Source organism: Anaerosolibacter carboniphilus (assembly GCF_014205875.1).
GTDB lineage: Bacteria > Bacillota > Clostridia > Peptostreptococcales > Thermotaleaceae > Anaerosolibacter > Anaerosolibacter carboniphilus.
The window spans coordinates 24,575-41,332 of record NZ_JACHEN010000031.1 but is presented as its reverse complement, the minus strand read 5'-3'; the positions used below and the strand labels follow the sequence as shown (position 1 = coordinate 41,332).

Below are 16,758 nucleotides of genomic sequence, written 5' to 3'. Positions count from 1 at the left end.
TATTATGGAAAAGCACATGTCGAGTACTACTAGAAAACAATTAGAATTGCTATTAGCTATTTTAGACTATATTGATTCAAATGGCTATAGTCCAGCCATCAGAGATCTTCAAGGACTAGTTACATTTAATTCCACATGTACTATTCATAAATATATTTGTATGCTTGAGGACGCTGGCTATATACAAAGAAAAGAGCTAAGCTCTAGAGCGTTGATGATAACAGATGAAGGTAGATTAATAATAAAGAAAATAAGGTTTAATTTTTAGAATGAGGTGATTAAATGATCGATCATGTTCTAAACTATGCCTTAGAAACTAAGAAGCCTGTTACTATCATTTATCAAAGAGACATGGAAATTTCGCAGCGACAAATTCTAATAAGAAATATTGAACGAAACATAGTTCACGCATACTGTTATAGCAAGAAGGCTATTAGAAATTTTAAGAAGGAAAATATTTTGTCAGCTATGATTCCAGGAGTAAAGAAAAGTAAGATGCACGTTTCATAGAAAGTATGATAAAAGATCAGCTGAAAGGCTGATCTTTTACGCTGTTTCCTCTTGAGAGGTGAAATTTTCTTCACTATCCGTTTTGTAACTGATGAAATATTTTAGCGTTAGAATAAGCAGAATACTGCCTGTTATCAAAGCCACTAAATTAAAGTTACCATCAAAATAAAGAAGTTCGCTTACAGCAATGAAATTATTGAAAATATGCATCACAATGCTTGGAATCAAAGAGTTAGTCTTTAGATAAATAAATCAAAGAATTAAGCCTATTATAAATGCATTAAGATCTTGGTGAATGTTTAAATGTATAAAACCGAATATTATTGAGGAGGTGACTACAGCAACCCAAGGCTTATTTCTCATTAGTAAACCTTTCATAATAATGCCTCGATAAAGAATTTCCTCGTATATAGGACCTGTAATAACTACCAATAGAATTAATACGATCGGGCTTACGGATAATTCTTCAAAATAATCTATAAGATACTCATCTGGAGGAATATCTTTCAGAAGGTGTATAAGTGTATTATCAATGAACAAGTTATAACCTACCACGAGCAATAGGATATGCAAGCAAGTTTTTAAAGAGGGTTTACCTCCTAAAGTAATGGCTTGAGAAAATCTTTTTTTAGCGTATCGATTTAGATAAAGAATAACTAATAAATAAATAAAAAATTCTTCAGCAAACTGTAAAAAAGCCATGGAATTAGGATTAGAATTGAAAAACGGGAAAAGCATAGCAATTTCAAAAGGTATATATAATCCAACTTGTATTGCTATGACTAAAAGTACGAATAAAAAAGAACCTATAACAGTAAAGCCAGGTACTTTTGTTTTTGATTTTTCCATGATTGGCCTCCTAACTTGGCTTGTTCTACCCGTGCGGGTGATGGGTGGTTTTAACATGAATATCAACTCCTTCAACTTTAGGATTTAAGTTGAAAGATGAAAGTGGAGATTTATGAGATTTTCTGCATGGAGAGAAGTGTTTTCACACGCCTTTCTACTGCTTGATAATCCCCAATATTGATGGCTTTAGATTTGTTAGTAAAAGCCAGGATAGAGTTACTAAGATCAACTGTATCTTCAAAGAATACTAAACTGCGATTGCGTTCAGGATCCTTCTGAACTTTTTTTATTTCATGGCTACTGGCTACAAAAAATACCATAAGGTCCTTATCTGTAATTTGCATTAGTTTATTATGCTGCAAATCATCACCTTAAGTGCTATAAATTCATAGTTTTGGTATATCTATTTTTGAAAAAAGATAAAAAGTTCATAATTCACGATGTGAAACGATGTACTCCAAATATCTTAATGTAACTCTCAATTACGAGTACTGGCTAAAAACAACCTAGAACATACGTTCTTGAAAAGTTAAAGATTTTTAGCTTATAATAGAATATATCTAATACCAAATTAAGGCAGTAAGAACATTAAAAAGCAATTGAATAGATATAGAATACATCAATTAAAGTAGCATTCAAATTATAAGGGAGTGAAAATATGATAGCTAAAGACTATAATAAGATTAAAACTGTGAATGAAATTGATGAATATGGAACGTCAGAAGGGATACTAGATAACTGTACCGGAATTATCGTTCTAGATAATGATAGAGTCTTACTTGGATTAAGAACAGATGGACAAGGGTGGAGCATAGCTGGTGGAAAAATGGATGGGGCTGAGACGACTTATGAATGTGCAATTAGAGAATTAGAAGAAGAATTTGGATTGACGGGTTTGAATCTAGACTATTTAGGGCAAGTTGAATCTAGGGCATTCGTTAAAGGTGTTGATAGGATAGTAATGCCTCATATTTTCCTTTGCAAACAATTTAAAGGGGAAATAAAGATTGCGATAGATGAAATGGTAGAGTATAAATGGGTAAAATTCGAAGAATTAGAAGAAATCCATCACTGGTTTCCACCAAGTAAAAAAGCACTTGAAATGTTCTTAGCTAATTAGTTTGAAGATAGAAAGTAAAAAAGGAGGAAATTGAGAATGTACATAAACGGGAACGTTTATAGGCTGTTTGAAACAATAGAAGGGTATTGGGCTCCTAAAATAATCGGAGAAGTGAATGACGATTATATTAAACTAGCTAAGTTCAAAGGTGAATTTGTATGGCATGAGCATGAGAATGAGGATGAGATGTTCTATGTAGTAAGAGGTAGTTTTGATCTACACTATGAAGATGAAACATGGCTACTAAAAGAAGGAGATATTCATGTGGTGAAGAAGGGGGTTAAGCATAAGCCAGTAGCCACGGATGAGTGCTGGGTTATGCTTATCGAGAGAAAAGAGACAAAGCATACGGGGAATGTTAAAAGTGAGCTAACTAAATCTATTGATGATCAATTAGTAAAATAAGAAGTATGTTAGAATGGGGGAACTTAGAATATGAACATCTCTAAAGAAAAAGGCGTTATTTTCATAATTTATGCTGAAGATCAAGATAAATCAAAAGCCTTTTATCAAAAGGTATTAGAATCCAGACCAACCTTAGATGTGCCTGGAATGACAGAGTTTAAGTTGAATGAGTATGCTGTGTTAGGGATTATGCCTGAAGAAGGCATTTATAGGGTGCTTGAAGGAAAGATACCACATCCTAATGAAGCTAGTAAAAAGCCTAGATGTGAGATCTATATATATGTGGATGACCCAGACAAATATCTTGATAGGCTTGTTGAAGCTGGAGGGACATATATAAGCGAGGGAAAGATAAGATCTTGGGGTGATTGTGTCTCATATGGATCAGATCTAGATGGGCATATTTTAGCATTTGCAAAGATAGTAAATTGCTAAGTTTGTATACAGGAAAATAGTGAAAATGTAATGATGAAGATTACAGTTATTTGAGGGAACTTTATGAAGAAAGTGACATGACGATACCCAAGGAAATTCCTAGTAATGAAAATTGTGAAATATCCCATCTATAAGGAATATATTGACAGTAAATATAAAATAATATAATATAATTTACAAACATACTTTGAAAAATTCTGTGAAGAGAAGAGTATCCATTTATATATTCTAATAGCGAGCAGGAGTATGGTGGAAGTTCTGCAAGAAATCAAATGGAGAAGAGGGCCTCTGAGAAGCTGCCTGAACTATTGTAAGGGTTAGCCGTTAACTGCGTTAAAGTTTTAAGTGGACTATATAGTCAATTTGAGTGGTACCGCGGATATATACCCGTCTCTATTATTAGAGATGGGTATTTTTTATTTGCTATTTTAAATTAGTCAAAAAATCTAATGGGAGGTATATATATGAAAATGCTCATTAAGAAAATAAGTAATATAGTTGAAGATCAATTCGAACAATTTGGCTATGATAGAGAATATGGCACAATCACAATATCAAATAGACCAGATTTATGCCAATTCCAATGTAATGGAGCTCTTTCTGCTGCTAAACAATATAAAAAGGCACCTGTTCAAATAGCCAATGAGATATTAGAGGAACTGAAAAAAATAGAGGCATTTCAAGATGTTTCAATAGCGGGTCCTGGCTTTATCAATATCAATATTGAAGATCGTTTCCTCACTGAGTATATAAATGAAATGTATAATAATAAAAAACTTGGATGTGATGAAGTTCCTAATCCAAAGACCATTATTATAGATTATGGTGGCGCAAATGTTGCAAAGCCCCTTCATGTTGGACATCTTCGTTCAGCCATAATTGGTGAAAGTCTTAAAAGAATTTCTAAGTTTATGGGACATAACGTAATAGGCGATGTTCATTTAGGTGATTGGGGTCTACAAATAGGCATGGTAATATCTGAGCTTAGAAGACGGAACCCAGACCTTCCATATTTTGATGAAAGCTTCCAAGGAGATTATTCAAAAGAAGCTCCCTTTACAATAGATGAGCTTGAAGAAATATATCCTACTGCTAGTAAACTAGCAAAAACAGATAGCGTAGCTATGGAAGAATCTAAAAAGGCAACTTCTGAGCTTCAAAAAGGACGAAGGGGTTATGTTGAACTTTGGAAGCATATTTTAAATGTCTCTGTAGCGGACCTAAAAAAGGGTTATGGTAATTTAAATGTGCATTTTGATCTTTGGAAAGGCGAAAGCGATAGTCAAAAATATGTTGATGGAATGGTAAAATATTTGAAAGACAATAACTATACTTCAGAGAGTGAAGGATTGCTAATAGTTGATGTCGCTAAAGAAGCGGATACTCATATAATTCCTCCTTTCATAGTTTTAAAGTCCGATGGGGCTTCCTTGTATAGTACAACTGACCTTGCAACTATATGGGAGAGAGTTGAAGAGTATGCACCTGATCAAATCATATATGTCGTTGATAAAAGACAAGATTTGCATTTCGAGCAAGTATTCAGATGTGCTAAAAAAACGAAGATTGCAGGTGAAGCTTTAAAACTAGAATTTATCGGATTCGGAACTATGAATGGCAAGGATGGTAAGCCTTTTAAAACAAGAGAAGGTGGCGTGATGAGACTACAAGATCTAATTCAAATCATTAAGGATGCAGTTAAGGATAAGCTCCAGGAAAACAAATCTATTGATTTTGTAGAAGCAGACGAGATTGCAAGAAAGGTTGGATTGTCTGCGTTGAAATATGGTGATTTGTCCAATCAGGCCACGAAAGATTACGTATTTGACATTGAGAGGTTTTCATCTTTCGAAGGAAACACGGGCCCCTATATTTTATATACAGTCGTTAGAATTAAATCTATTCTAAGAAGAATTACTGAGGAAGGTTTTCAATATTCCAATAAAATAAACACTCCATATAGTAACGTGGAAAGAAGTCTATTTTTAAAGCTATCAAAATTCAATGAAGTGGTGGAATTAAGCTTTAAAGATAAGGCACCCAACAAAATATGTGACTACGTTTATGATCTGGCTAGTACCTTTAATAGATTTTATCATGATAACAAAATAATAGCAGAGGAAAATATCGATAAAAAGGCATCCTGGATTAACCTTATTTCTCTAACAATGAGAGTTCTTGAGACAGGATTGGATCTACTTGGTATTGAGACTCCAGAAAGAATGTAGTTTGGGAAAAATTAACAAACAAAGTAGATTTGTTTTCTTGATTTTTGCATAGATTTGTATTTGCTTGAAATCATAAAAAGAGCCACAATAGCAGTAGTGATGAGAATTTAAGTGAAAATTGAAGTATGCTTTATGTTTTGACAGACTAAGAGCTTTGGGGGATCTAGAAAGTTCTAAAATAATTTTTCAACAAATAATTATGAATATAACTTGAATGAAGAATGTAAAATAATTTGTGTGCGAGTAAAATAGAACTCCTGTCTGTATAGAAACTAATGCAGATAGGAGTTTTTCCATGTCGCTTAATAATTTAGTGCCAAATGCACTATTTTTATTTTACATACAGAATACGACAATATTTCTGTTATAAACCAGCTAGAATAAAAATAGTATGGCAATTTATTTTACGAGGGCATGGATAAAGAGCATATTAGCGTACTGCCCAACAAAACCATATTCATTAGGAGGATATAAATGAAAAAAGAATTCTTTTTTTCTACGAAGGCACTGATCATTAACGATAATAAATTTCTAGCAATATATAAATTGATAGATGATAAGAAACGATGGGATTTACCTGGTGGCAGAATGGAATTTGGAGAAACAGCGGAAGAAACTTTAGCCAGAGAGATAAGGGAAGAACTAGAGATAGAGGTAAAACCAATTAAGCTAATAGATACATGGGAATATAAACCTAGCGAAAACTTTCATACCACTGGGATAATATATCATTGTGAAATTATTCCTGGAGAGATAAATATCTCTGACGAGCATGATGGATTTGATTGGATCAGTATACAGGATATTGGAGAAATTTTTGACAGAGATATATTTGTTGATAGAATGAAATCTTGGAACTGGGACTCAATAATGAATAGTAAAATAGTATACAAGTGCTATAATAATGATTAATTTTGAAGTGGAGGATATGTATATACGGGAAAAGAATTGTCAGAAATGACGCTGGAAGAATTATGGGAGTTATTTCCTATCATCTTAAGAGAACATAGTACAGATTATAAAGATTGGTATGAAATTGAAAAACGAGAGCTTTTAAATTGTATTGATAGTAAAAATATTATGCGTATTAACCATATAGGAAGTATCTCGGTTGAAGGTTTGATTGCTAAGCCAACAGTAGATATATTGTTAGAAATAAATAATGAAAGCAATATTGAATAATTAACAGACGCCATATTACATAACGGTTGGTTGTTGATGTCATCTCGAAAAAACCCATGGATGGATATGGTGTTTAATAAAGGATATACAAAAGAAGGGTTTGCAGAAAAAGTATATCATTTACATGTTCGCTATTATGATAACTGGGATGAATTGTATTTTAGAGACTACCTTAAGGAACATGAAGAAGTTGCTAAAGAATATGGTAAACTTAAATTAGAACTTATAGGAAAATATGAACATAACCGAGATGGATATACAGACGCTAAATCTGATTTCATTTTAAAATATACAGAAATGGCAAAACAAGAATATGCCGACAAATATAACCCCAAAAATAATCTACTGTCATTTTAATACATAACATTCTTATAATGAGTAGTAAAATCAAAGTGATTTATTGAATAATAGGTTGATAATGGGGGGATTGTTTATGTTCAAATACATAATAGATAACGATGTTGAACTAAAAATATTGGATATTAACAATGCGGAAGAGTTATTTGATTTAATTTATTCATGTAAATCATATCTTATGGAATGGCTTCCATGGGTTGATGGTACGAAAAGTATGGCAGATACAAAAACATTTATAGAAATGAGCAAGAAACAAATTGCGTCAAATAGTGGATTTCAAGCAGGAATATGGTATAAACAAAAATTAGCTGGTGTTATAGGTTATCACAAGATGGATTGGACAAATAAATCAACAAGTATAGGTTACTGGTTAGGAGAAAACTATCAAGGAAAAGGAATAACGGTAAGAGCAACGAAGGCATTTGTAGAATATGCATTAACAGATTTAAATCTAAACAGAGTAGAGATTAGATGTGCTGAAAAAAACTATAAAAGTAGGGCTATTCCTGAAAGATTAGGTTTTAGTAACGAAGGAACTTCAAAGGAAGTAGAATGGCTGTATGACCATTATGTCAGCCATGTTATTTATGGTATGTTGGCTAGTCAGTGGAAAAATGCTAGAAGTATACATTAGGAATAAAGATGAATGTACTGCATATGGTGCTTTATATAATAATAGTATTTTAGTGAATACCTGGACAGCGATAATGAAAAAAACAATTGAATTGCAATAGTACCTGACAAAAAATAAATACGCCTTAAAGTAAAGACGATATCCTTATCGTCTTTTTTACTCCTCTCCCTTTTAAGGAGAACACTTTCAAATAATGGATACTTCTTTCTATCGAACAAACGCTCGAATTAGAAGGTCGGGAGTTCGAATATCTCTGGGCGCACCCCAAATAAGAACCTTGGATTTCCGAGTTTTTTATCATGCTTAAAAAATCTCTGACTTGCATACTTGTAGTCTAAAAGTAACGTTCATCAGGGCGTAAGGTTGATTTTATGACATTATAAAAGGGAATCTCTTCAAAATAATACCATTAAATAAGTTATCAATTTCTTTTAACGCAAAATCAGCAAAATTAATTAGTCTTTCCGATTTTATATCGAATGTCTTATAGATATCAGTATAAGTATTTAACGCAGATTGAATTATGTCTCTATATTGTGCTGGAAGATTGAAATTTGCCCATTCTCCTCCTTCTTTTTTAGAACATACTTTTCCACTGTGTAAGAAATATAAAACTCTACATAAATTTAAAACATAATAAATTGGATTATCGGTAATCTCTTCTTTTGAAGAGCGAATATCATTTATAATTGACTCAATATAGTACTTTTTAGGAACTACTTGGAATACTTCATTAATTGGTTTGCCAACCAGGCAAATTCCCCTCTCTCTTACAACTACTATATGGCCAGCTAAATCAGGGTCCTCGGAATTACCGCAGATGTAATTTAATTGATTTATATATTTATCTCTATGATAATCTGAATAATGTAATATAAAAGGAGTTGGATACTTAAAGTTTTTTGTATCATTTTCTAGAAGAACACTCATCTCAAAACCTTTTCTAGCACTATTTCCTGATAAGTTGATTAGTACATTAATTAGCCCTCTCATATCATTGAAGGTAGGTGCTTCTTTAACTACAACTAAAAAATCTATATCACTTGAATAAGGATTGAAGCAATTCATTGCCAATGAACCATGAAGATAAATTCCTACAAGATTTCCATGTAAAATGGAACAATAAGAGCTTACAATAGTATCTAAAATTTGTTTCACTGGTAACATTAACAACTCACCTGCCCATTTTAATCATAATAAGCTACAATTACGAATTAATTTTATTATACAGAATATGAATATTCCTTGTATATAGATCAAACAATATAGTTTTTAATAGAGCCTTAAATTAAAATCCTAAATTCTTTTTCTGAATGTTATCAAGGGGTGACAGTCTGTGGAAGTTATGAATTACATAGGATGATGCAAGCTGAGAGTATCTACGTACAATTTCTTGACTTGTATGTGATGATGGGACTTTAAGAAAGACTCGAAAGCTGGATAACGGAAGATTTGCTGATAAGCATTGGATCAAGAACTATCAATACAGGCCTATTAATGAAAGATTGGTTGAGAAATTTCCTGAGCTTAAGCATATTAAGCATAATTTGATTCTGTTTCTTGAGGATGTTGACTTTTCACTGGGTGCAGCAAAGAATCCCTGGACGGCACAAATGAAGCTGGTCAATAAGCAGCTCGCTGCCATGACCGGATATGAATATATTCTTGGAACGAGATTCTATTATACTGACAGCATCCAAAAAGAGCAGCCAGCTATATATTTTTTTCGGCATATATAAGATAAATCCAGAATGAATGACCATCTTTCAACCAGATATATACAAATTTATTTAGACAAGGCTTTATAGCTTCAGTTACATCATTTTGTGATCTGTTTTCAATATTTGATAGGTCAAGTGAAGGTAATTGAGGGAGATCATCTGGTAGAGCAAGAATAGGTATAATGGAAGGATTATTTGGCTGTTGAGTTGTAGCTTTGTTAGATTGTATAGACACTTTGAAATTACTCCTTTCTTCTAATTGAACTATATAGTATTCAAAAAAGAAAAAGAGTGTACGAGATTAACAATAGTTTCATTCAATTTTGGAAGGAGAATAAAGATGCTATCAGCCATCATTAAAGCTGAACTAAAACAATAGACGCGCATCTCTTCTCCTAATACATACTATTCAAATGACAGTAATTTATACAATAAAAGGGTAATGCTTGTGACAGAAGTAAAGTGCAAGGTTACCTGGGAACTGTTAGATTGCAAAAAAAAGAAATGATTTAAAAAGCGGACAGATAGCATTGAAGCATCTACCCACAGGTTATACATTAGATTATAAAGTTAAGCGGTGATTGGTCCAAATGCTGCGATATACCGTGCATCAATGGATATTAGAGTTCTTACAGGAATTGATCCAAAGGCTTCAGTTAATATAGTTCTAATGAATGGTATTGGCCCTTGGGATTCACAAGATGCTACTCTCTTAATTAATGTGTTAGGGCTACCGCCTTCAAGCACAAACGCTCCTATGGCACCAACAACTATACCACCTTGAGCTAAGATTTGACATGTGTCAGGCAAAACCTGCTCAATAGAAGTTTCACTTGACATAGATTTTCCTTCAATCATAATATTTTGATGCAAAACATAATGCAGCATAGTGCCTTGTCCCAGTTCACGGTATGCATATCAATGATTAGGTGTCAAAAAATGCTTAAAATAAGATGTAGTAAACAGAAAAACTACCCAAGGAATAAGGGTAGTCAAGTAAGGAATACATTTGTGGGGTGGACACATTGCAAAGGATTTTGTCCTAGTACATACTTACTAAATTTACTTTATTTTCAAAAGCTAGCAGTAAATTATTTTCTTGCAATAAAGAAAGTTCCACACAGCAAAAGAATAACACCTATAAGCTTTAGCCAATCAAATTCATGCTGTTTTGTAATGAATGCATCTATTAAGAGTCCGCATATGATTTCAGATGCAACTACAATAGTGAGAGTGGTTGCTACACCTAATTTGGGCATAGTTTTTGTTACAAGATAAATGATGAAGGTTCCGAATATACCACCGATAAGTAAATGGGGTCTAACATGAATTACTTGAGCATATTGGCTTAAACTACCCTTTAGTAGATTTGCTATAAGTATAATGAGTGCTCCGGTAATCAGGCTGTGTAGTGTGGCAATTATAGGAGTAACAATATTTCCAAGTTTTGCATTAATGCTTGTTTCTAAAGCAGTAAAAATACCTGCAGAAATAGCGAAAAGGATGGGAAGAAGATCTTTCATTGTATCACCAACTTTTTCAAATTTAAGAAAACCCGTCTTTATAACAAATATGAATGATGCATGGAAAAACGGAGTCTCTATGAATATATGTTTATAGTTCGCTTTCCATGAAGATATTTAGAGAAGGATATTTCGTAAGGATGATAGCTGTAAGAAAGTTTAAAGAGATGCAACGATCTAAGGTAACTTTCTAGTGTAGGTGATCCTATTGGACCAGAAAATGATAAATATATTTCAGAAGCAGTGAAGGGAGCGGGGATAATTATTGATGCATGGGGATCGAATGGAAAGTCTACAGAGGCGCATGAATATTTAAAGGCTATCAGCAATTAAATTCTATAAAAATTTGTGCTGAAAGTATGATGAAAAATCAAAAATCATGTGATGATTAAAATTTTTGGGGAACTTTCATGCTTTTTTATATTTTCATACAGATAACATATCGAAACTGCTATAATGTATTAAAGGAGTTGTTACAAATGAACGTCGGGCAAATAAAACAAAAGCTTCAGTCTGAACAGTATGAATTCTTAAGAACTAATGAGCATCTAGGTAATAATATAATTTTACTAACTACAGGTGGCTCTCATGCATATGGTACGAATGTAGAAACTAGCGACCTAGACATTAGGGGAATCGCGATGGAAAGAGAGAAAGAAATATTGGGCTTGTCAAGCTTTGAAGCTTTTGAAAATAAAGAAACAGACACTACAATTTATGGATTAAGAAAAATAGTTGGGTTATTACTTGATTGTAATCCTAATACTATTGAGATGATGGGAACCAAGGATGAACATTTATTTGTAGTGTCAGAGGAAGGGAAGATGTTAAGAGATAATGTACAGATATTCCTATCAAGGCGAGCAGTACATAGCTTTGGCGGTTATGCCACTGCACAATTAAGAAGACTTCAAAATGCTCTAGCGAGGGATTCATATCCTCAAGAAGAAAAAGAAAGACACATATTAAATAGTGTTCTGATTCAAATGGAGCATCTTCAAAGGCATTATACGAATTTCACGAAGAATGGGAGCATAAATCTGTATATTGATAAATCCGATAAAGAAGACATTGAAAGTGAAATATTTATGGATATTGAGTTGAAACACTATCCACTTAGGGATTTCAAAAACATCTATAGTGAAATGAGTAATGTTGTTAAGGATTATTCTAAGTTAAATCATAGAAATAAAAAGAAAGATAAACTACATCTAAATAAGCATGCAATGCATCTGATTAGATTACTAATAATGGGAACTGAGCTGCTGGAGGGAAAAGTAATAAATACCTATAGAGATAAAGACAAAGAAATGCTTTTAGATATTAGAAATAGTAAATATTTATATGAGGAAATCTTTGAAATGGTAGATGAGTATGAAAGTAAGTTTAAATATGCCGCTGAGAACACAGAACTCCCACAGATGCCAGACCATAGTAAAGCTGAAGAATTATTAATAGAGATCAGCAGAAGGAGATTACTGAAATGAAAATTCAGATGCCGCAAGAAGTGGATTCGATTTTAAAGATTATCAATAAGAGTAGTTATGAATCATTTATTGTTGGTGGCTGTGTTAGAGATTCTTTATTAGGAAGAGCTCCAAAGGATTGGGACATTACGACTAATGCTAAGCCGGATGTTATTGTTGAAATATTTGAAAGTAAAGGATATAAAGTAATACCTACTGGATTAAAACATGGTACCGTCACCCTGGTTGAGAATGGAGAACACTATGAGGTTACAACCTACAGAATTGATGGGTTATATGAAGATAATAGAAGACCTAGTAGTGTAAAGTTTACTTCTAATATTCAAGAAGATTTAAGTAGACGGGATTTCACTATTAATGCTATGGCATATAATCACACTGATGGACTCGTCGATTATTTTAATGGTCATAGTGACTTGCAGAATAAAGTGATAAGGTGTGTAGGGGATCCTAACAGTAGATTTCAAGAGGATGCACTTAGAATGATGAGAGCCATTAGGTTTACTGCACAATTGGGATTCCATCTAGAAACTGCAACTAAAAATGCTATTTTAGATAATTCATACTTACTTGAAAATATTAGTAAAGAAAGAATCCGTGAGGAATTTTCTAAAATAATTGTTTCGGATAAACCATCATCCTATATAAAAGATATGGTCTCAGTAAATTTAATGAGATATGTAATCCCTGAAATATATGAATGCATAGGATTCGAACAACACAATCCTAATCACGATAAAGATATATTTAATCATATTCTTGATGTTTTAGATAATACAGAGGATGATTTAATCTTGAGATTATCTGCATTATTTCATGATATTGGAAAGCCACAGACATTTATTCTAGATGAAGATGGAATAGGACATTTCTATACTCATCACCTGAGAAGTGCGGATATAGCAGAAGGGATAATGAGACGATTACGTTATGATAATAAATCTATTGAACAGGTCATGATCCTAGTTAGAGAGCATATGTCAAAATATGAAAAACTTAGAGTTGCAACCGTTAAAAAGTTCATAAACAGAGTGGGAGTAGAGAACCTAGATAGAATATTTAAATTGCAAATTGCGGATATCAAAGGATCAGCGAACAGAGATGGTATAAGTAGCATAACAGAGTTAAGAGATGAAGTTGAAAGGGTTCTTAATGAAAAACAGCCCTTATCTGTAAAGGAACTAAAGATCGATGGATCTGATTTGATAACATTAGGGATACCACAAGGGAAGCGAATTGGAGAAATTTTAAATGAATTAATGGAGATGGTTCTAGAACAACCTGAGTTAAATGAAAAGGAAAAGTTGATTGAGATTGTGAAGTCAGAGATGAATCAAGTTTCAATCGTTGGAAACTAAACATATCTTTAATTCATAGATTTGAAATTAGACATATAGCCTTTAGGAAGGAAAAGTGATTTTCAATAAGTTAGAGGTAATAATCGAAGAAATAAGATGTATTAATTGTGAGAGATTACTTGGGAAAGTCCTTAGGGAGATAAGAAAAGAAATTGAGATCAAATGTACTGAATGCAAAACAACACACAAATATATATTAGAGGCTCTAGAAGCCCAGACCACTTAAGTCTGGGTTTTTATTTTGCGAGGGATTGAGGATGAGAGCAGAAGTACGAAAGAATCATTGTAAGGACTATAGTAGGGAGAAGATTGGACAGAGCTTTAGAGTCATTGGATGAAGTAGAGCAAAAAGTGATTACTAGTAGGTATTTAAAGGGTAGACCATGGGATAAGATAGCCTATGGGGTCAGCTATAATGAGAGATGGTGCAAGGAAGTGAGGAATCGGTAAGACAGCTTTTGCACTATATGGAAATATAGCACTTATTGAGCACGAATTCCTAGATGCTATGTGATAAGATGGTGCCGTAGAAACATATATGGTAATGAGCTCATAAGTTGAGTATAGTGGGTAAATGAAAAATAGGTAATTTTCACTATTTATGTAAATTAAAACATTCTGTAAAATAAACATACAACCCATTACATGCTGAGGAGGACAATTATGAGAGGGAATAAAATTTTATCTGTAGCATTAGTAACTGCATTAGTATTATCTAGTGCGACGATATCTTTAGCGGCTCCAAAAGGAAATGCAGGTAAAGGAAATAACGAAAAAACAGTAAAGAAGAGCGAGTCTACAAAGCCGGAAAAATCAGTAGATTCTGCTACCACTGAAAATCAAACCATTGAAACAGCAACTACAGAAAATCAAACTGTTGAAACACCAAGTACTGGTACAAAAACAAAAGCAGAAATTAAAAAAGAAATTAAGAATCTAAGAGAAGCTGCTAAGCAAGCATATACTGAAGAAGAAGTTCAGAAAATTAATGAATCAATAGAAGCAATTAAAGCTAGTAACCCAAATGTAAAAGTAATTCCTGTAGAGAATATCATCTCAAAAAATATGAAGATTAAGTTTGATACACCTCCTGTTATAAAGGATGGCAGAACTCTAGTACCTGTAAGAGCTTTAACTCAAGCTTTTGGTGCTGAAGTAGGTTGGAATAGTGAGACAAAGGAAGTAACTATTTCAAAAGGTGATGTTGAGATAGTTTTAAAACTTGGTAGCAATATTGCTATAGTAAATGGACAGGAAGTTGAAATTGAAGTGCCAGCTGAGACAATAAATAGTAGAACAGTGATTCCATTAAGATTTATTGTAGAAAGTCTTGGCCTAAAAACAAACTGGGATGAAGACAGTGAGACGATCGAAATAATTGATGAAGATCAGACTACAGATGAAACTACAACTGATGACACTACAGTAACAAATCCCGATCCATCGGCTGGAGATCAAAATACAGACGGACAAGAAACTATAGATGAGACTTCAACTGATACTAACCTAGATCAATCAAATAGCGATACTGAAACACAAGTAGGAGATCAAACAACGACTGATACATCAGCTGGTGAAGCGACAACTCCAACTGATGCTGATCAGACTCAACAGAATACTACTAATTAATCTTCCGAAGATAAAAAGAGCCATTGGCTCTTTTTTCATACCAAGCTTCATTCCAAGAATGATATGAACTGAGTATTAATGATACTTCATATTTATTTAAAACTATATTAAAAGTAGTCTTTACACTGTATGGGAATAAAGTACTTATCGAGCACAGATTTCTAGATGCTATGTGATAGGATGGTATTGTAGAAAAGAAGCATGATTGATACTCATTCATTACGAAAGGAATATTAGCAGAAAACGTTTGGAAATAAATGTAATTTATGATATGATAGATTTGTATTTAGGACTATAAGAAAATACAAATCTTTTCTGAAGGGATTGTTTAAATTGAGAAAAGCATTAGCTATGGTGTTTATATTAGTTCTTATATTAGCAGTAGCATGTAGTATTAGTTTAAAAGAAGAATCTCCAATTGCAACAATAGAATCTTCAGAGCCTACTCCTACAGTGAATGATACTGCAGTGGAGAATATTAAAGTGGAAGATTTAAGTCAATATTTTACCGGATATGATGGAACCTTTGTTTTATTTGACAAAAAATTAGGCGAGTACATAATCTACAATGAACCTAAGAGTAAAAAGAGAGTTCCACCTTGTTCCACATTCAAGATTGTAAACTCGCTTATTGGGTTAGATACAGGTGTGGTTCAAGATGAGAACTCGGTATATAAATGGGATGGCAAAAAACGTTCTATTGAAGAATGGAATAGAGATCATACTCTAGCGTCTGCTGTAAAATATTCTGCTGTATGGTATTTCCAAGAACTAGCCCGAAATGTAGGTTCAGAAAGAATGCAGTCTCATTTAGATGAAATGAATTATGGTAACAGAGACATATCAGCAGGCATAGATAAGTTTTGGTTGCAATCGTCATTAGAGGTCTCTCCAGTAGAGCAAGTTGACATGCTAAGAAAATTATATGATTATCAGTTGCCTTTTTCAAAACGAAGCGTAGATATAGTAAAGAAAATAATAATTAATTCAGAAGAAAATGGTGTTATATTATCAGCTAAAACAGGCTCAGGTGAGAAAGCTGGTAAAGGCATAAATGGCTGGTATGTAGGTTGTGTTGAAAATGATGATAATGTATATTTCTTTGCGACAAACATTGAAGCAGAAAATAATGCAGCAGGAGTGAAGGCAAAAGAGATAACTATTAACATATTAACGGATAAGAATATTCTTTAGCAATTAATGAATTGCACAATAATAAGCAAGTTAACCCTAGATCCTATGTGACATGATGATATTGTAGTATAAAAGTACTAGTTTTTAAAAATGGGAATTTTATTAGAGGTATTTGTAGATCGTTGT

General features: G+C 33.0%; 20 protein-coding genes, 2 pseudogenes and 1 other annotated feature. Of the genes and pseudogenes, 17 read left to right on the top strand and 5 right to left on the bottom strand.

Going from position 1 to position 16,758, the window contains the following annotated elements; genetic code table 11:
- Positions 1-16: 16 nt before the first annotated feature.
- Positions 17-268, top strand: a complete 252-nt coding sequence (locus HNQ80_RS20190; RefSeq protein ID WP_207727120.1) for a LexA family protein — start codon at positions 17-19, stop codon at positions 266-268.
- Positions 269-282: 14 nt separating this feature from the next.
- Positions 283-510 (top strand): hypothetical protein, encoded by a 228-nt coding sequence (locus HNQ80_RS20185; protein ID WP_184312499.1) that lies wholly within the window; start codon positions 283-285, stop codon positions 508-510.
- Positions 511-762: 252 nt separating this feature from the next.
- On the opposite strand, the gene HNQ80_RS20180 is transcribed toward HNQ80_RS20185, so the two are convergent.
- Positions 763-1,359, bottom strand: coding sequence for a CPBP family intramembrane glutamic endopeptidase (locus HNQ80_RS20180; protein WP_184312498.1), 597 nt, complete (start codon positions 1,357-1,359; stop codon positions 763-765).
- 110 nt (positions 1,360-1,469) lie between these two features.
- Positions 1,470-1,703, bottom strand: coding sequence for a DUF5659 domain-containing protein (locus HNQ80_RS20175; RefSeq protein WP_207727119.1), 234 nt, complete (start codon positions 1,701-1,703; stop codon positions 1,470-1,472).
- Positions 1,704-2,017: 314 nt separating this feature from the next.
- Between HNQ80_RS20175 and HNQ80_RS20170 the strand changes: the two genes are divergently transcribed.
- The 7 genes and pseudogenes from HNQ80_RS20170 to HNQ80_RS20140 all read left to right on the top strand — a co-directional run bounded on the left by HNQ80_RS20170 (position 2,018) and on the right by HNQ80_RS20140 (position 7,720).
- Positions 2,018-2,479, top strand: coding sequence for an NUDIX domain-containing protein (locus HNQ80_RS20170; RefSeq protein ID WP_184312496.1), 462 nt, complete (start codon positions 2,018-2,020; stop codon positions 2,477-2,479).
- A gap of 36 nt (positions 2,480-2,515) precedes the next feature.
- On the top strand, positions 2,516-2,884 hold the full coding sequence (locus HNQ80_RS20165; RefSeq protein ID WP_184312495.1) for a cupin domain-containing protein: 369 nt from the start codon (positions 2,516-2,518) through the stop codon (positions 2,882-2,884).
- Between the two features lie 30 nt (positions 2,885-2,914).
- Positions 2,915-3,319, top strand: coding sequence for a VOC family protein (locus HNQ80_RS20160; RefSeq protein ID WP_184312494.1), 405 nt, complete (start codon positions 2,915-2,917; stop codon positions 3,317-3,319).
- Between the two features lie 190 nt (positions 3,320-3,509).
- Positions 3,510-3,717: a binding site (T-box leader), on the top strand.
- 66 nt (positions 3,718-3,783) lie between these two features.
- Entirely contained in the window at positions 3,784-5,547 is a 1,764-nt protein-coding gene (gene argS / locus HNQ80_RS20155) for an arginine--tRNA ligase (RefSeq protein WP_184312493.1), read from the top strand.
- Positions 5,548-6,021: 474 nt separating this feature from the next.
- Positions 6,022-6,459: an NUDIX domain-containing protein gene (locus HNQ80_RS20150; RefSeq protein WP_184312492.1), complete on the top strand. Its 438-nt coding sequence runs from the start codon at positions 6,022-6,024 to the stop codon at positions 6,457-6,459.
- Positions 6,460-6,504: 45 nt separating this feature from the next.
- Positions 6,505-7,086, top strand: a pseudogene (locus HNQ80_RS20145) (GrpB family protein).
- Positions 7,087-7,162: 76 nt separating this feature from the next.
- On the top strand, positions 7,163-7,720 hold the full coding sequence (locus HNQ80_RS20140) for a GNAT family N-acetyltransferase (RefSeq protein WP_184312491.1): 558 nt from the start codon (positions 7,163-7,165) through the stop codon (positions 7,718-7,720).
- A gap of 369 nt (positions 7,721-8,089) precedes the next feature.
- On the opposite strand, the gene HNQ80_RS20135 is transcribed toward HNQ80_RS20140, so the two are convergent.
- A complete protein-coding gene (locus HNQ80_RS20135; protein WP_184312490.1) occupies positions 8,090-8,887 on the bottom strand; it encodes an aminoglycoside adenylyltransferase domain-containing protein in 798 nt (265 codons plus the stop codon).
- A 269-nt stretch (positions 8,888-9,156) separates the two neighbouring features.
- Between HNQ80_RS20135 and HNQ80_RS25725 the strand changes: the two genes are divergently transcribed.
- A complete protein-coding gene (locus HNQ80_RS25725; protein ID WP_279289017.1) occupies positions 9,157-9,459 on the top strand; it encodes a putative metallopeptidase in 303 nt (100 codons plus the stop codon).
- Positions 9,460-10,011: 552 nt separating this feature from the next.
- Here the strand turns inward: HNQ80_RS25725 and HNQ80_RS20125 are convergent.
- A complete protein-coding gene (locus HNQ80_RS20125; RefSeq protein ID WP_184312488.1) occupies positions 10,012-10,281 on the bottom strand; it encodes a hypothetical protein in 270 nt (89 codons plus the stop codon).
- Between the two features lie 251 nt (positions 10,282-10,532).
- Complete coding sequence (locus HNQ80_RS20120) at positions 10,533-10,964, bottom strand: DMT family transporter (RefSeq protein WP_184312487.1); 432 nt, start codon at positions 10,962-10,964, stop codon at positions 10,533-10,535.
- A 201-nt stretch (positions 10,965-11,165) separates the two neighbouring features.
- Here HNQ80_RS20120 and HNQ80_RS26715 point away from each other — a divergent pair.
- The 7 genes and pseudogenes from HNQ80_RS26715 to blaOXA all read left to right on the top strand — a co-directional run.
- A pseudogene (locus HNQ80_RS26715) lies at positions 11,166-11,297 on the top strand (DUF1643 domain-containing protein); the annotation flags it as partial.
- Positions 11,298-11,443: 146 nt separating this feature from the next.
- Positions 11,444-12,451 carry a DNA polymerase beta superfamily protein gene (locus HNQ80_RS20110; protein ID WP_184312486.1) on the top strand — a complete coding sequence of 336 codons (1,008 nt, stop codon included), beginning with the start codon at positions 11,444-11,446 and terminating at the stop codon, positions 12,449-12,451.
- Positions 12,448-13,809: a CCA tRNA nucleotidyltransferase gene (locus HNQ80_RS20105; RefSeq protein ID WP_184312485.1), complete on the top strand. Its 1,362-nt coding sequence runs from the start codon at positions 12,448-12,450 to the stop codon at positions 13,807-13,809. Before HNQ80_RS20110 ends, HNQ80_RS20105 begins: the two co-directional genes overlap by 4 nt.
- Before the next feature lie 55 nt (positions 13,810-13,864).
- Complete coding sequence (locus tag HNQ80_RS26710; protein WP_408626361.1) at positions 13,865-14,035, top strand: Com family DNA-binding transcriptional regulator; 171 nt, start codon at positions 13,865-13,867, stop codon at positions 14,033-14,035.
- A gap of 83 nt (positions 14,036-14,118) precedes the next feature.
- Positions 14,119-14,259 (top strand): hypothetical protein, encoded by a 141-nt coding sequence (locus HNQ80_RS20095; RefSeq protein WP_184312484.1) that lies wholly within the window; start codon positions 14,119-14,121, stop codon positions 14,257-14,259.
- 213 nt (positions 14,260-14,472) lie between these two features.
- Positions 14,473-15,438 (top strand): copper amine oxidase N-terminal domain-containing protein, encoded by a 966-nt coding sequence (locus tag HNQ80_RS20090; RefSeq protein WP_184312483.1) that lies wholly within the window; start codon positions 14,473-14,475, stop codon positions 15,436-15,438.
- A gap of 333 nt (positions 15,439-15,771) precedes the next feature.
- The gene (gene blaOXA, locus HNQ80_RS20085) at positions 15,772-16,632 is read left to right on the top strand and encodes a class D beta-lactamase (RefSeq protein WP_243183445.1); all 861 of its coding nucleotides are present in this window, start codon (positions 15,772-15,774) and stop codon (positions 16,630-16,632) included.
- Positions 16,633-16,758: the final 126 nt, after the last annotated feature.

What these genes read in the sequence shown, in the direction of transcription:
- HNQ80_RS20190 (WP_207727120.1), top strand. Translation starts at nt 17, where the DNA reads ATGTCGAGTACTACTAGAAAACAATTAGAATTGCTATTAGCTATTTTA.
- HNQ80_RS20170 (WP_184312496.1), top strand. Translation starts at nt 2,018, where the DNA reads ATGATAGCTAAAGACTATAATAAGATTAAAACTGTGAATGAAATTGAT.
- HNQ80_RS20150 (WP_184312492.1), top strand. Translation starts at nt 6,022, where the DNA reads ATGAAAAAAGAATTCTTTTTTTCTACGAAGGCACTGATCATTAACGAT.
- HNQ80_RS20175 (WP_207727119.1), bottom strand. Translation starts at nt 1,703, where the DNA reads ATGCAAATTACAGATAAGGACCTTATGGTATTTTTTGTAGCCAGTAGC.
- HNQ80_RS20160 (WP_184312494.1), top strand. Translation starts at nt 2,915, where the DNA reads ATGAACATCTCTAAAGAAAAAGGCGTTATTTTCATAATTTATGCTGAA.
- HNQ80_RS20180 (WP_184312498.1), bottom strand. Translation starts at nt 1,359, where the DNA reads ATGGAAAAATCAAAAACAAAAGTACCTGGCTTTACTGTTATAGGTTCT.
- HNQ80_RS20090 (WP_184312483.1), top strand. Translation starts at nt 14,473, where the DNA reads ATGAGAGGGAATAAAATTTTATCTGTAGCATTAGTAACTGCATTAGTA.
- HNQ80_RS20140 (WP_184312491.1), top strand. Translation starts at nt 7,163, where the DNA reads ATGTTCAAATACATAATAGATAACGATGTTGAACTAAAAATATTGGAT.
- HNQ80_RS20125 (WP_184312488.1), bottom strand. Translation starts at nt 10,281, where the DNA reads ATGTCAAGTGAAACTTCTATTGAGCAGGTTTTGCCTGACACATGTCAA.
- HNQ80_RS20135 (WP_184312490.1), bottom strand. Translation starts at nt 8,887, where the DNA reads ATGTTACCAGTGAAACAAATTTTAGATACTATTGTAAGCTCTTATTGT.
- HNQ80_RS20165 (WP_184312495.1), top strand. Translation starts at nt 2,516, where the DNA reads ATGTACATAAACGGGAACGTTTATAGGCTGTTTGAAACAATAGAAGGG.
- HNQ80_RS20120 (WP_184312487.1), bottom strand. Translation starts at nt 10,964, where the DNA reads ATGAAAGATCTTCTTCCCATCCTTTTCGCTATTTCTGCAGGTATTTTT.
- HNQ80_RS20105 (WP_184312485.1), top strand. Translation starts at nt 12,448, where the DNA reads ATGAAAATTCAGATGCCGCAAGAAGTGGATTCGATTTTAAAGATTATC.
- HNQ80_RS20185 (WP_184312499.1), top strand. Translation starts at nt 283, where the DNA reads ATGATCGATCATGTTCTAAACTATGCCTTAGAAACTAAGAAGCCTGTT.
- argS (WP_184312493.1), top strand. Translation starts at nt 3,784, where the DNA reads ATGAAAATGCTCATTAAGAAAATAAGTAATATAGTTGAAGATCAATTC.
- HNQ80_RS20110 (WP_184312486.1), top strand. Translation starts at nt 11,444, where the DNA reads ATGAACGTCGGGCAAATAAAACAAAAGCTTCAGTCTGAACAGTATGAA.